Source organism: Bacillus sp. FSL K6-1106, from assembly GCF_038005245.1.
GTDB lineage: Bacteria > Bacillota > Bacilli > Bacillales > Bacillaceae > Bacillus > Bacillus altitudinis.
Window position 1 is genome coordinate 667,227 of sequence record NZ_JBBOSV010000002.1, and the last position, 13,925, is coordinate 681,151.

General features: G+C 43.1%; 13 protein-coding genes. 8 read left to right on the plus strand and 5 right to left on the minus strand.

From position 1 onward, the window contains the following. The first annotated feature begins 459 nt into the window (after positions 1–459). The 3 genes from MHI20_RS18065 to MHI20_RS18075 all read left to right on the plus strand — a co-directional run bounded on the left by MHI20_RS18065 (position 460) and on the right by MHI20_RS18075 (position 3,452). Positions 460–2,094: a copper resistance CopC/CopD family protein gene (locus MHI20_RS18065; protein WP_100325541.1), complete on the plus strand. Its 1,635-nt coding sequence runs from the start codon at positions 460–462 to the stop codon at positions 2,092–2,094. Positions 2,095–2,110: 16 nt separating this feature from the next. Beyond that, on the plus strand, positions 2,111–2,725 hold the full coding sequence (locus tag MHI20_RS18070) for a YcnI family copper-binding membrane protein (protein ID WP_039166206.1): 615 nt from the start codon (positions 2,111–2,113) through the stop codon (positions 2,723–2,725). Between the two features lie 130 nt (positions 2,726–2,855). Then, positions 2,856–3,452 carry an NAD(P)H-dependent oxidoreductase gene (locus tag MHI20_RS18075; protein WP_041508261.1) on the plus strand — a complete coding sequence of 199 codons (597 nt, stop codon included), beginning with the start codon at positions 2,856–2,858 and terminating at the stop codon, positions 3,450–3,452. A gap of 45 nt (positions 3,453–3,497) precedes the next feature. Here MHI20_RS18075 and MHI20_RS18080 read toward each other — a convergent pair whose 3' ends face one another. Genes MHI20_RS18080 through gabT form a run of 3 tightly spaced genes read right to left on the minus strand, consistent with a single transcriptional unit; the run spans position 3,498 to position 7,593 of the window. Then, positions 3,498–4,892: an NAD-dependent succinate-semialdehyde dehydrogenase gene (locus MHI20_RS18080; protein WP_041508260.1), complete on the minus strand. Its 1,395-nt coding sequence runs from the start codon at positions 4,890–4,892 to the stop codon at positions 3,498–3,500. Next, the gene (locus MHI20_RS18085; RefSeq protein ID WP_039166214.1) at positions 4,867–6,255 is read right to left on the minus strand and encodes an APC family permease; all 1,389 of its coding nucleotides are present in this window, start codon (positions 6,253–6,255) and stop codon (positions 4,867–4,869) included. The genes MHI20_RS18080 and MHI20_RS18085 overlap by 26 nt, the downstream gene beginning before the upstream one ends. A gap of 21 nt (positions 6,256–6,276) precedes the next feature. Further along, positions 6,277–7,593 (minus strand): 4-aminobutyrate--2-oxoglutarate transaminase, encoded by a 1,317-nt coding sequence (gene gabT, locus MHI20_RS18090; protein WP_340940326.1) that lies wholly within the window; start codon positions 7,591–7,593, stop codon positions 6,277–6,279. Positions 7,594–7,701: 108 nt separating this feature from the next. Between gabT and gabR the strand changes: the two genes are divergently transcribed. Further along, on the plus strand, positions 7,702–9,126 hold the full coding sequence (gene gabR, locus MHI20_RS18095) for a MocR-like transcriptional regulator GabR (RefSeq protein ID WP_340940328.1): 1,425 nt from the start codon (positions 7,702–7,704) through the stop codon (positions 9,124–9,126). Positions 9,127–9,192: 66 nt separating this feature from the next. On the opposite strand, the gene MHI20_RS18100 is transcribed toward gabR, so the two are convergent. Further along, complete coding sequence (locus MHI20_RS18100) at positions 9,193–9,924, minus strand: LysR family transcriptional regulator (RefSeq protein ID WP_340940331.1); 732 nt, start codon at positions 9,922–9,924, stop codon at positions 9,193–9,195. 99 nt (positions 9,925–10,023) lie between these two features. Between MHI20_RS18100 and MHI20_RS18105 the strand changes: the two genes are divergently transcribed. Continuing rightward, positions 10,024–10,575, plus strand: coding sequence for a DUF4865 family protein (locus MHI20_RS18105; RefSeq protein ID WP_024720198.1), 552 nt, complete (start codon positions 10,024–10,026; stop codon positions 10,573–10,575). Between the two features lie 81 nt (positions 10,576–10,656). Here MHI20_RS18105 and MHI20_RS18110 read toward each other — a convergent pair whose 3' ends face one another. Further along, on the minus strand, positions 10,657–10,968 hold the full coding sequence (locus MHI20_RS18110) for an ArsR/SmtB family transcription factor (protein ID WP_007498144.1): 312 nt from the start codon (positions 10,966–10,968) through the stop codon (positions 10,657–10,659). Positions 10,969–11,091: 123 nt separating this feature from the next. On the opposite strand from MHI20_RS18110, the gene MHI20_RS18115 reads away from it, so the two are divergent. The 3 genes from MHI20_RS18115 to MHI20_RS18125 all read left to right on the plus strand — a co-directional run bounded on the left by MHI20_RS18115 (position 11,092) and on the right by MHI20_RS18125 (position 13,921). After that, entirely contained in the window at positions 11,092–11,466 is a 375-nt protein-coding gene (locus tag MHI20_RS18115) for a hypothetical protein (protein ID WP_039166230.1), read from the plus strand. A 138-nt stretch (positions 11,467–11,604) separates the two neighbouring features. Continuing rightward, positions 11,605–12,471 carry a TetR/AcrR family transcriptional regulator gene (locus tag MHI20_RS18120; RefSeq protein ID WP_237562571.1) on the plus strand — a complete coding sequence of 289 codons (867 nt, stop codon included), beginning with the start codon at positions 11,605–11,607 and terminating at the stop codon, positions 12,469–12,471. A gap of 16 nt (positions 12,472–12,487) precedes the next feature. Further along, positions 12,488–13,921, plus strand: a complete 1,434-nt coding sequence (locus MHI20_RS18125; RefSeq protein ID WP_268383625.1) for an MDR family MFS transporter — start codon at positions 12,488–12,490, stop codon at positions 13,919–13,921. Positions 13,922–13,925 lie beyond the last annotated feature (4 nt).

Here is a 13,925-nt window from a genome sequence, read left to right on the forward strand (position 1 = left end):
TCAAAAGATATAAGAACAAGAGTCAGTGAAGCCCTTATACCTATCGTAAAACGCTTTCACTTTCCCTTCAATTGAAACTAAATGTCACTTTGTCACTTAGTGTGTGACAAAATTGAAAAATAATGTGACACCTCTCGGCATACCATAGATGATAGCGGGGTAAAAGTTGAATCTACTGTTGTTTTGGCGCAAAATTCATTGGAATTTCACAACTTTCAAATGGTCACTTCTTGTTTCCTCTACTTAAATCGAATAGGCTTATATTGATCAAACATTCAAGAAACGTCTGCGCAGACAAGACATGACACAGAAAAAGTGAACCATCTTGCTATTTGTTTCGTTTACCTTTTAGAGTGGGCGGTACAATAGAAAGAGCGGTTTTTCTGTGACTCACAGTTTACTGCCGCTTTCTTTCTGATACATGAGACATTTTCATAGGTAGAAAGGCGGTTATTCACATTGTTGAAATATAGTAAGTGGCTTTTGCTGCTCATCTTCATGTTCTCCTTCTTCATGCCAAAAGAGGCATTTGCTCATGCATATGTAGTGAGCTCAAATCCAGTGGCAAATGAAGAGCTGGATCAGCAGCCTCCTGCAGTCTCGATCACCTTTAGTGAAGGAATCGAAAGTGGATTTCATGCCATTAAGGTGTTCAATGCAAAAGGGGATCGTGTAGATCGAGGAGATACGGTCATCAAAGAGCAAAAGATCATGGAAGCAGCTTTAAAAAAGAATTTACCTAAAGGAATTTACACCATTCAATGGAATGCGGTATCAGCCGATGGACACTCTGTGTCTGGCATGATTCCGTTTAGTATCGGAAAAGCGGATGGAGGATTTGATCAATTAGATCAAGGACAGTCGAGTGAATCCATCGATATGGCTTCAACCATTGACAAAGCCTTTCTGTATACGTCATTTAGCTTATTTCTTGGAACCATTTTATTTGGGCTTCTATGGTTTAAAGCGGCCATAACCGACGTTTTAGCCCGGCGAATGAAGCGACTCTTAACTGTTTCATTGATCATGATGGGCGGAGCACTCTTGTTCCAGCTGCCGATTCAAACTAAATCAGCGGCAGACGTGTCCTTTTTAGGGGCATTTCAACCATCTCTTTTACAAGAAACCATTGCGTCGACTTCGGGCGGGAGTCTGTGGATGATGCTAATGGCGTCATTTGTTCTACTGACGATCTGGACGATTGTGGCGATGAAAAAAGGAAACTTCACTTCCTTCCGGGTATGGCTGTTTCCACTGCTCATTTTCATCGTACTCCTTTGGCTGAAAGCACAAATCGGTCATCCAGCCGCAACAGATAATAAAATACTGACAACGTCACTTGACTTCATTCATCTCGTTTCTGCATCCATTTGGGTCGGCGGCTTAACAGCCATTGTTCTTCTTTTGATGAAGAAACTGCCGAATGAAGATCAGCCGCTCATACGCAGCACCCTGACAGCTTTTCATCCGTGGGCACTGCTCTCGGTTGGACTGATTGTGTTTTCTGGGTTTGTGAATGCGATTTTTATTCTGCAATCATTTGATGCCCTTTTCCAATCAGCTTATGGACGCACCTTCTTAATCAAACTTGGTTTATTTATCATCATGGGTCTTCTTGGGCTCGTCCATTATTTGATGCTGAGATGGGAAAAGAAGCAGAAACGAAACGTATCTTTACGAGCAGAGTGGATCATTGGGATCGCTATTTTACTATTAACAGCCGTATTCACCAATATCCCAAGTCCTCCGCCGCCTGCACCAGAGCCATTCTTTGCAGCCAATCAGGTGGAGCATCGTGACCTTGTGTCTTTGAGCATTACCCCGAATGCTCCTGGTAAAAACACGTTCGAGGTGGCATTTACGAAGAAGGATGGACAAACGATCACAGACATTCAATCTGTGACAGCTAAGATCCACAAAGTCTCCTTGTTCGGTGATGAAACGCCTAACGAGTTTCAGCTGAAACGATTAAAGAATGGACACTTCTCGGCTGAAAACCTCTTACTAAATGAAAAAGGCACTTGGAAAATTAACATTCATGCGTTAACTGGTTCTTTTGACAACATCGATACGACATTCATTAGAAGAAACTAAAAGGAGTTTATATGATATGAAAAAATACGTTAAAGCTTTATTACCAATGCTTCTCGCTTCATTTTTACTGGCGATTCCTGTAAGTGCACACGTGACAGTCAAACCTGATACATCCGCAACTAATGCTTGGGAAACCTATACGTTAAAAGTACCTTCTGAAAGCGACAGTCCGACAACAAAGGTTGTCATCACGATGCCTAAAGGCGTAGAATTCCAGCAATACGAGCCAGTGCCTGGCTGGAAAACAACAACTGAAGAGAAAAACGGAAAAGTCACAAGAGTCACTTGGGAAGCAACTGGCGATGGTGTCCTTGCTGGGCAGTTCCAGCAATTCGTGTTTGTCGCAAAAAACCCTGAAAAAGCCGGCGAAGCGGCATGGGATGCGTATCAATATTATAAGGATGGAACAGTAGTTGAATGGACTGGCGACAAGGACGCTGATAAGCCTCATTCAATCACAAATATTGTTGCGTCTAATACCGTAACGGATTCACATGGGCAAGAAAAACCAAAAGAAGAAAAGGCATCTGAAACAGCCTCTGCTTCTTCTTCACCACTTGTTCTTGGTCTGTCCATTGCAGCCTTAGTTGTGGCATTGATTGCACTTGGGCTTGCTTTTAGAAAGAAATAAACCTTACATGAGCGATCGTTTTTTCAAGCGGTCGCTTTTTATTTTCCCAACCTATCATTTCCAATATAGGATTGAATAGGATACTCGTGCATGCCATAATGAGACACATGACCACCTAGGAGGCTATGAGATGAACCATCTAATCATATTTGCTCATCCCCAGCAAAGCTTAAATCAAACCCTATTAGATCTTGTTGTAAGCACTCTTTTGAACAATGGTCATGATGTGACAGTTCGTGATGTGTATGCCATTGACTTTCCGCCAGAGCTGACAACAGCAGAAAAGGCTGCCATGAAAAATGGGCATGTGCCGGTACCGGTTCAAAGAGAGCAGAAGCTGATTCAGCAAGCCGATGTCCTCACATTTATCTTTCCAATATGGTGGACAGGCTTGCCAGCGATGCTAAAGGGTTATGTGGAGCGCGTTTTTTCAGAGGGGTTTGCATATGAGATCAATGAAAACGGAGTGGTGAAAAATCTGCTTCGAGACAAAAAAGGGGTCATTATTAATACGCATGATGCACCGAGGACCTTTCTTGATTCAAATATGATCATCACCCCCAGCCATCACATGACGACAGATACAGCCGCCTTCGATCTGATCGGCGTTGAGCCAGTCGAACGGCTCTTGTTCAGCAGCATGGAACAAGCATCTGCAGACGACATCCACGAGATTCTCAAAGAAACAAAAGAAACGGTGGATCAACTTTTCCCACCGGCTGTTTAACATAAAAAAGACTGCCGAGACTTCTCGGACAGTCTTTTTCACATGTTATTCATCTAAACCAATTGACACATACTTCGTTTCTAAATAAGGTTCGATGCCTTCGATGCCGCCTTCACGGCCAATACCGCTCTCTTTCATACCGCCGAAAGGTGCCTGCACAGCGGATGGTCCCCCGTCATTCCAGCCAATAATCCCGTAATCTAGATTCTCAGATATATAGAGGCCATTGCGGTAATTCTCTGTAAAGAAATAAGCCGCAAGTCCAAAAGGTGTATCGTTCGCTAATTCAATGGCTTCATCTAAAGTGCTAAATGTCGTAATTGGTGCAACTGGACCAAACGTCTCTTCATGCATAATGTTCATTGAAGGGTCGACATGAGTTAGCACCGTCGGCTGAACAAAATAATACGACTTCTCCTCGTCAAAATGTGTATCGCCGCCGACAAGAACTTTCGCCCCTTTATCCACGGCATCTTGAATTTGGTCGACAATTTTATCGAAGCCTCGCTTATTGATAATCGGTCCGATGGACGTGCCTTCTTCAAACCCATTTCCTACTTTCAGCTTTTCTACTTCTTTGCTGAAGCTTTGCGCAAATGCTTCATGAATTTCTTCATGGACGATTAAGCGATTGGCACAAACACACGTCTGGCCTGCATTACGGAATTTAGATGCCACTGCTTGTTTCACAGCCAATTCAAGGTTGGCGTCCTTATCGACGATCAGCGGGGCATGACCGCCAAGTTCCATAGAAACGTGTTTAACCGTGCTCGCACTGTTTTTGATGAGATGTTTTCCAACTGGTGTTGAGCCAGTAAACGTGATCTTGCGGATCAATGGACTATCTGTGAAGATTTCCCCCACTTCTTTTCCATCTCCAATCACCCATTGCAAGGCATCCTCTGGAATTCCGGCTTCATGGCCTAATTTCACAAGTTCAATGGCCGTAAGCGGCGTGTCTTCAGCAGGTTTCACGATAAACGTACAGCCCGCCGCAAGCGCTGGTGCCGCCTTCCTTGTAATCATCGCCGCAGGGAAATTCCATGGTGTAATGGCGGCAACAGGACCGACTGGCTGTTTTGTGACAAATAGGCGTTTGTTTGTCGTATGAGATGGGATCGTTCTGCCGTAAATCCGCTTTGCTTCCTCTGCGTACCACTCAATATATCCAGCGGCATAGACGATTTCCCCTAATGCTTCTTGATACGGCTTCCCGTTTTCTTCTGTGATGATTTTTGCAAGCCTATCTTTATGCTCGATCATGAGATCAAACCATTTGCGAATGATATTTGCACGTTCATGGGCTGACGTTTTTGCCCATGTTTTGAATGCTTTGTGTGAGCGAGTGATCGCATCTTCAATCTGTTCTTTTGTATGCTGAGCAACTGAGGCAATTTCTTCTCCGGTTGCAGGATTATACACTTTGAGTTCGTTTGTCATGCTCTATCTTCTCCTTCGTTCTTGGATTCATTACATATAGTATATACCCAATGAGTGCCCAACCTAAAAGCAAAATCCATTCAGCTGGCCATGACAAGGAAGCCGGCATCCCTGGAAAATAAAATGAAAGAAAAAGGAGACTGAGTCCAATGGCAAAAACGCCGGTCGTCCGCCAATATTTAATGCGGTATGGACGCTCAAGCTCAGGTTCTGTCTTGCGAAGTCTCATAAAGGCAATGGACACAATCAAATACCCAACGATGATGCCCACACCCCCTGCATTGACAATCCACACGAGGGCAGGTCGACCTAGTAATGGTGCAAAAAAGGCCAATGCACCTAAGAACAAAATGGCATTTGTCGGAGTTTTATACTTCGGATGAATATACGCAAACCATTTGGAAATCATGCCTCTTTCCGCCATTGCGTAGAGGATACGGCTTGCACCAATGATAAATGCATTCCAGCTCGTCACAATGCCTGCTACACCACCAATGACAAGCACAGTCCCAAACGCCTGATGACCAAGAAGCTGTACCATGGCATCTGCTGTTGCCAGTGATGAAGCCTCAAGCTGACCTTTTGACAATCCTGCCGCTACTCCAAAGACAATGAGCAGATAAAATACAACCGCACTCACAATGGAGATAATCAAAATTCTCCCGATGATCTTCTTCGGTGCGTTAATCTCCGCCGCTACCTGCGGGATGACATCAAACCCAACGAATAAAAAGGGAATCATCACTAACACAGCCATCAGACCGCCAACCCCGCCTTGAAACATCGGCTCAAGGTTTGCAAAATCTCCATTAAATGTAGCTCCGCCTAATAGAAGAAAACCTGTCAGGATAATGGCCACTGTGAACACCGATTGAAAAATAGCAGCAGGCTTTGCGCCAATGTAGTTCAGAGCTGTTAAAAACAGCGCACCGCCAGATCCAATCAATACCCATGTAAAGTAAACATCCCATCCTCCTATATTCCATAGGAAACCAACATGCTGTGTTGGAATGACATAGTCAATGACTGTCGGAAGTGCGACCGCTTCAAACGTAATCACGGACACATAACCGAACAATACGCCCCATGCGGAGACAAACGCTGATTTGATCCCAAATGCCCGCTGGACAAAGACGAGTCCTCCGCCTGTTTCTGGAATCGCAGAGGAAAGCTCTGCATACGTTAGTCCAATAAAGATGACGAGAATGCCCCCTATGACAAAGGCAATCACACTTCCTAAAAATCCAGCTGTTAAAATCCAATCTCCCGAAAGTACAACCCAGCCCCAGCCAAGCATTGCACCAATGGATAAAAACAGTACGTCTGACTGCGACATGGTTTTAGCCATTTGTTGTTTTTGCATACAACCATCCCCCTTTGTTGTTTAGCGTGCTGTGAAGGCGTCTTCGATGATCCCTAGTCCTTCTTGCAGCAGCTCATCTGTGATGACAAGTGGTGTTAAAAAGCGAATAATATTCCCATTGATCCCTGCCGTTAATAAGAGTAGTCCGTGCTTGTTTGCATAGGCTGCAATCGCTGCGGCTGTCTTCTTATCTGGTGTACGCGTTTTTTGATCTTCCACAATTTCAATGGCCGCCATTGCCCCTAATCGCCGGACTTCCCCGATGAATGAATACTTACTTCTCCACTCATTCGCTTTGTCCTCAATGACTTGTCCAATGTGTTCAGATCGTTCATTCAGTTGTTCTGTTTCAATAATATCAAGTACAGCCAATGCCGCCACACAGCCTAATGGACTGCCAGCATACGTCCCCCCTAGCTCCCCTGGGTCCGCTGCATCAAGTAATTCTTTTCTGCCAACAACACCGCTCAGCGGCAGGCCAGCTGCAAGTGATTTTGACACAGTGATTAAGTCTGGCACCACATCGAAGTGTTCAATCGCAAAGTATTTCCCTGTTCTTGCGAATCCTGTTTGGATCTCATCTGCCACGAATACGATGCCATGCTGCTGACAGAATGAAGCGACGTGCTGGACAAAACGCTTCGATGGTACAATGAATCCGCCCTCCCCTTGGACTGGCTCCATCACCACACAAGCGACTGTTTCTGGTGCAGCGGTTGCGACAAAGAATTGATTAAACTGATCAATGATGTATTCGTCGTAGGCTGCATCGCTTAATCCTTCAGGTTTTTGATAGTAATAAGGATACGGCGCTTGATACACCTCTGACGCAAATGGTCCGAATCCAAATTTATAAGGCTTGACCTTGCTTGTCATGCTCATCGTCATATTCGTTCTTCCGTGGAACCCTCTTGTAAAAGAGACAACCGCTTGTCTTTTCGTATATTTACGGGCAATTTTCACTGCGTTTTCAACTGCTTCTGCACCTGAATTTAAGAAAATGGCTTTTTTGTCATGGTCGCCTGGTGTGAGGTGGCATAGTTTTTCTGCCAATTCGATATAGGATTCGTACATCATGACATTAAATCCTGGATGAATCAGGCTATCTGCCTGTGCTTTGACTGCTTCCACAACCTTTGGATGGGAGTGTCCTACATTTAATGTACCGATGGCGCCTGCAAAATCGATAAAACGATTGCCATCAATATCGAAAAGCTCGGCTCCCTTCCCTTTTGCTGCAAGATGACGGTTGCCATTACTTACGCCTCTTGCGACGTATTGATCTCTTTTCCCCTGCCATTCCTCTGTTGAAAAACGGTTTGTTGTCGTTTGACTCATTGTCATCCATCCCCTTTATGTCTTTTTTATTATTCTGAATATTTTTTGGTATGATAGAAAGTACCAATATCATTTTTTTCATGGTACCAGAGAGGATGGAATGACGAGATGCTGACAATTCAACTAGATCAAACAGGGGAAAACGGCTTTATTTATCATCAAATTTACACGAAAATTAAAGAGGAAATTTTAAACCGCAACCTGCAACCACACGATCAATTACCGTCTAAACGAGAGTTAGCAGATACTTTAAACGTCAGCGTCAACTCAGTGAATGGCGCCTATCAGCAGCTGCTTGCAGAGGGATATTTATATTCAGTTGAACGGAAAGGCTTTTTCGTGGAATCACTGGAAACATTTCATGAATCAGGTCAACTGAAACCCTCTTCCCTTCCAGCGGATTTAAAAGAGAATCCGATTGAGCGAGATGACTGGTATTCCTTTTCACATATTTCTGTTGATACAGCCAATTTTCCTTTTAAAAGCTGGCTGAAAAGTGAGCAAAAAGCGATTCATCTCCACCAAGAAGCCTTTGGTGAGCTGCCGCACCCACAAGGCGTCTATGAGCTACGGGAAACGATCGCCCGGCTGATTGGACTTGCACGGGGGGTCAAATGCTACCCTGAACAGCTCATTTTAAGTGCAGGTACACAGTCACTCATTCATTCATTATCTAGCATCCTTCCAGCTGATCAAATATATGGATTAGAAAACCCCGGCTATCGCAGACTGTATCAAATGCTGAAAAACAATCATCACCGGATTGAAACGATTGGCATTGATCGAAAAGGGGTGCGGATGAGCGATATTCAGAAGAAAGAGCCAAATGTCTTGATCATTACGCCTTCTCATCAGTTCCCAACAGGGGTGATCATGCCGATTTCCCGGCGGATACAGCTGTTAAACTGGGCGGCTGATCAGCCAGACCGCTATATCATTGAGGACGATTATGACAGTGAATTTAAGTATGGCACAGACAGCATACCGGCGCTGCAGAGCCTTGACCGCTATGACAAAGTCATTTATATGGGGACCTTTTCGAAATCATTGCTGCCCGGCTTGAGGATCAGCTACATGGTGCTACCGCAGCATTTATTAAGACGCTATAAAGAAGAACAGCACTTTTTTATTCAAACGGCTAACCTTTTTACACAATACACCCTTCTTTATTTTATAAAAGATGGCGCCTATCAGCGGCATATTAAAAGAATGAATGGGCTATATGAGGAAAAACGAAAACAGCTCATTGGAGAGCTCGACACTGTCTTTCGTGACAACGTAAGGATTATCGGGGAAAATGCAGGGCTGCATTTTATCGCAGAGTTCCGTTCAAACCGCACGCAGCATGAGATTTTACAACGTGCCAAAGAGCGAAAGCTAAAAATGTACGGAATGGACCGTTTCACCCTTGATGAGCATGTACCCGGTCACAAAGAAGGCTTTGTCCCGCTCGTCCTCGGTTTCTCGCATATGCGGCCAGAGGATATTAAGCCAGCGGTGAAACGCCTGTATGACTCGATTTATGGGAAATGAAACAGCTCATGTAGATGAATCGTGGCACTCCTTTGACGGGACTATCCCCATAGAGGAGTGTTACGATCACATTCTTTCATAAACGAAATAGTTGATGTGAATATTTTTTTCTAGCAATTTCACGAGTGTTTGAAGGCTTTTTAAGTTGGTTGGCAGTAACGCAATACCATCTCCCTGTTCAACGATTTTGATCATTCCTTCAAACGAATCTAACTCAAATAGGGTTCGATCACCCAGCATACGTCTGGCCTCATGTCTTAATGGGCAAAGCTGATCACGATTCACGACCAATGAAATATCATCATCGTATATCTCTTTAGATTTTCCATATACGTTCAATGCCAAGCTCTTTACCTCTTTTAATTGATATTCCGCTTTTTCCATTTGATTAAAAGAAATAATTTGATCATACACATCCTCTGTTAATTTTTTGTTGATCGTACTTGATGAAGCAATGATAAAATCAGTGGCTTGAATATCCTCTAAAACATGCTGCTCGTATAAAACGGTAAATAGAAGCTCAGAGCATAAAACGGTCTTTTTCTTTGAAGTCAATTTTTGTTGAATGGCCTTCGTTTCTTTTACGATTTTTTGAGCGTATTGATAAAATAAATCCCCCTGTCCTGTTGAACTGATTCCATGATGATGCCGGATAAAAAATGTTGCATCATATAAAGTTTCAAGCGCTTTGATTCTTTGTGAAATATTGGATTGCGCATACCCTAAAGCTTTAGCCGCCTGATTAATCGATTCTTTTTGATACACCTCTATAAAAATAATCAAATCATTTATATTCATCATGATCACCTATCACTTTTTGTGATAACAATAACACAAATATGTATTATTCAACTGGTTTGAAGTCGATTATGATGGCTATTGAAAGGGAGTGTTTCTATGCATGCCATGCAATATCATGTGGATCTGCCTGCGGATTATGATATGAATATCATTAGAAAAAGAGTACGAAACAATGGATGGAAAACAGATGGATATCAGGATTTATTATTTAAAGCTTATTTGATCACTGAAAAAGACAAACATAGGAGTTTACACAATGGCTATTGCCCATTGTATATTTGGAAACAATCTGAGGGCATGACGGATTTTGTGTTTAAGGGGTCATTTGATCATATTTTACGTTCTTTTGGCTGGAAACAAATCAATATTGGCATCACGTATTCCGTTCATTTAACAGATGATTTTCATCGTAGCACATTCGTTCTTGAAGAGTATGTGACGATTCATCCTACTGATTGCCTGGAAAACCTAGATATCGCTCATCTCTTTTCCCATTTTAACGACAATAAGGGGGAAGTCATCGTATATAACCCCGATAAATGGAAATGCGTCAAATATTCTTTTCTAGACTCATTGCCAGTGAATATAGAGAAGCAAATTCACACTTATGAGATTATCCATCTGTCTATGGATCATTCAATGGCCTAATTCCGTTTTACACGAGACGCATCACAAATCCCCAAGGTTACAATGCCTTGGGGATTTGTCATTTATTGATGCAAAATTCTCTTACCACCGCTCCTTGTCTACAGCTAATACGGATGACAAGAGGCCTGGAAAAGCGGTATCAATGTCGTCCTTTCTGAGAGAGTAGTAACGGTGCTTCCCGTCAATTCTCACTTTCACGATGCCTGCTTCTCTTAGTACTTTAAAGTGATGCGACAGTGTGGACTTGGCAATGTTCATATGATACGTACCGCATGTTCTCTCACCCGCTTCTGCTAAGCAGCGGACAATCTCCAGCCGAACAGGGTCAGCCAATGCTTGCAGCACAGAAATGAGTCTCATGTTTTCTTGGGTTGGATGATTTGGATTATTCATACGATAAATGTATCGTATTTTGTTCTAACATACAATCTCGTTACTCGCCTATGACATTGTAACGTGACAACCTTTGGAAACGACTATGACTCATAGACACTATTTTGAAGGGAAGAACCTTATTTGACACGTACAATATGGACTTGCTTATTCATGCTCTTATTGGCAACGAGCTTATGCGCCTGCCAATCTGTTCAGCAATTTGAGTCAAAACCACCTAGTGCAGAAGAGTTATTAGCTCTCGATCCACAGGCAGATTTATTTCAATGGGAAGAAACGATCTATGAAACAAACATAGATTGGACAAAATCATTAAATGTAACAAAACATCAGCAAGTAGGTGTCATTCAGAAAACAGCTACCACACATTTTGAACATGGAACAGCTTCTCGGTTGAAAAAAGGAACACCTATTTACTCTGTCAAGGAGCGAGAAGACCTTTTAATCGCCGAACGTAACGGACAGATCCACATATATGCCGCACATGCGGAAGGATAAATACCTGTCATTGGGGCAGGTATTTTTTTAAGTTCATTTTCTTGTCATGTGCCATTGGTTTTGTTATCATAGCAAAAGTGACCACTCGGTTTCCATTGTGACCATATGGTTTTGCCGATTCGGAAAGGACTTATGAAGATGAACGAAAAGCAAGAAGAGATTTTGCGGGTATCGAAGAAATTATTTTCTCAAAAAGGCTATATGAGTGTCTCCATGCAGTCAATTGCTGATGCCTGTAAAATATCAAAAGCGTCTATTTATAAACTGTTTGATTCAAAGGAAGCTCTTCTATTGGAACTGATTAAATACAATCAGCGCAAAATGAGAGAGATTTCTCAGATCATTCATTCCGAAACGACGCTGTCCAAAAAGGAAAAATTCACAAAAAAGATTAAGCTTGAGCTTGAAGAGTTTAAAGAGAATCATAAATTTTTGAATATGCTGTCCTTTGAAGCTTTTTCACAGCATTCGCCCATCGTCATTAAGCATTTACGTGAGACACGCTCCATTATCATGCAGCGACACAGAGACATCATTTTAAGCACATATGGTGAATCTGTTGCGCCTTATGTGTGGGATCTTGTGATTGTCCTCAACGGATTAATGAGAGAATTCATCTTGATGTTGGCGATTGAGCACAAGAACATCCAATTAGAAAATGCCGCCGAAATGATCATCGGTGTGATGGACCGTGTATCAAAAAAGCCTTGCTCCATTGAGCCTGTGTTAACAGATCAGCTGATGGACTCTTATTTGCTTTCCACACAGGAAGAATATGATGAAGAAAAGCTTGTCATCTCGTACTTAACAAAGATGAAACAAGAGCTTCACACACTATCAAACGGAGAAGAAAAGGACGACCTCCTCTCTGCGTTTGAACTGCTGAGTCAAGAACTGTCAAAGGACCAACCGAGAACCTTTTTAATCAGCTCATTGCTTGATTATTTAGGCAAACACAGCGTTTTATCTCAAAACGTGTCACAGCTGAAAAGCATTATTTTATAGATAAAGAAGGGATAATATGAACCAATCAACAACATCGTATAACCGGTCTGTGATTGTTGGGATTTTCCTCGTTGGGGCGTTCGTTGCGATCTTAAACCAAACGCTTCTCATTCCAGCGATCCCGCATATCATGGAGGAATTCAATATCGATGTCAGTAAAGGCCAATGGCTGACCACAGCCTTTATGCTGACAAACGGGATTCTCATCCCAATTACGGCCTTTTTAATTGAGAAATTTTCAAGCCGTTCCTTAGTCTTAACGGCTCTTAGCATTTTTACAGCAGGTACCATTCTTGCTTCGTTCGCCACGAATTTCCCGGTGCTACTTGCAGCACGTATCGTGCAGGCAGCCGGCGCAGGAATTTTGATGCCGCTCATGCAAACGATCTTTTTAACCATTTTCCCAAAAGAAAAACGCGGGCAAGCCATGGGTATGGTCGGACTAGTGATTTCATTCGCACCGGCGCTTGGACCAACACTTGGCGGCTGGATTGTCGATTCCTTTAGCTGGAAGTTCTTATTCTATATTGTTCTTCCAATCGGTATTATTGATCTCATTCTTGCTTTCTTCTTAATGAAAAATGTCACACAGCAAAGAGACACTCGTATCGATGTCTTATCGGTGATCCTGTCTTCCTTCGGATTTGGCGGACTGCTGTACGGATTTTCAAGTGTCGGAACGTATGGTTGGACGAGTGCGACCGTTCTGATTTCACTCATTGTCGGCGCTGTAAGCTTGTTCTTCTTTATCCTGCGTCAGTCGAATTTGAAAAGACCGATGCTTGAGTTTGGCGTCTTTAAGTTTGCGATCTTTAGCTTAACGACCTTCCTCGGTATGCTCGTCTTTGCTTTACTGATTGGAACAGAGACGATTCTGCCGCTCTATACGCAGAATGTCAGAGGGTTATCTGCCCTTGATACAGGGCTGATCTTATTGCCAGGGGCTCTCTTTATGGGATTCCTATCACCGATTATCGGACGAATTTTTGACAAAGTAGGCGGTAAAGGGCTGGCTCTAGGCGGGTTTACGATATTAGCTGTCACTTCCCTGCCATTTATGATGCTGAACCTTGATTCATCGATTGCCCTCATTACAATGGCCTACACACTTCGCTTAATCGGGGTTGGGATGATCATGATGCCGCTGACAACAGCCGGTATTAACTCGTTACCACCGCATTTGATTCCGCACGGGACAGCAATGAATAATACGATGAGACAAATGGGCGGCTCTATCGGGACGGCTGTGCTTGTCTCCATTATGAGCAGCTCTGCTGCCAATGCAGCATTATCCGATCCAATGAAGTCAGCCGTTCATGGTATGAATACGTCATTTATCGTGTCTGGTGCTATTGCGGTCATTGGACTCGTTCTCTCGTTCTTCTTAAAAGAAAAACGTAAAAACAAAGTGATGAAGCAGGAGCTATCTTCTTCGTCCTCTTCTTCATAAAGAC

Coding starts and splice junctions, on each gene's coding strand:
- MHI20_RS18070 (WP_039166206.1), top strand. CDS start 2,111: ATGAAAAAATACGTTAAAGCTTTATTACCAATGCTTCTCGCTTCATTT.
- MHI20_RS18110 (WP_007498144.1), bottom strand. CDS start 10,968: ATGAATAATCCAAATCATCCAACCCAAGAAAACATGAGACTCATTTCT.
- MHI20_RS18085 (WP_039166214.1), bottom strand. CDS start 6,255: ATGCAAAAACAACAAATGGCTAAAACCATGTCGCAGTCAGACGTACTG.
- MHI20_RS18125 (WP_268383625.1), top strand. CDS start 12,488: ATGAACCAATCAACAACATCGTATAACCGGTCTGTGATTGTTGGGATT.
- MHI20_RS18100 (WP_340940331.1), bottom strand. CDS start 9,924: ATGAATATAAATGATTTGATTATTTTTATAGAGGTGTATCAAAAAGAA.
- gabR (WP_340940328.1), top strand. CDS start 7,702: ATGCTGACAATTCAACTAGATCAAACAGGGGAAAACGGCTTTATTTAT.
- gabT (WP_340940326.1), bottom strand. CDS start 7,593: ATGAGTCAAACGACAACAAACCGTTTTTCAACAGAGGAATGGCAGGGG.
- MHI20_RS18120 (WP_237562571.1), top strand. CDS start 11,605: ATGAACGAAAAGCAAGAAGAGATTTTGCGGGTATCGAAGAAATTATTT.
- MHI20_RS18105 (WP_024720198.1), top strand. CDS start 10,024: ATGCATGCCATGCAATATCATGTGGATCTGCCTGCGGATTATGATATG.
- MHI20_RS18075 (WP_041508261.1), top strand. CDS start 2,856: ATGAACCATCTAATCATATTTGCTCATCCCCAGCAAAGCTTAAATCAA.
- MHI20_RS18080 (WP_041508260.1), bottom strand. CDS start 4,892: ATGACAAACGAACTCAAAGTGTATAATCCTGCAACCGGAGAAGAAATT.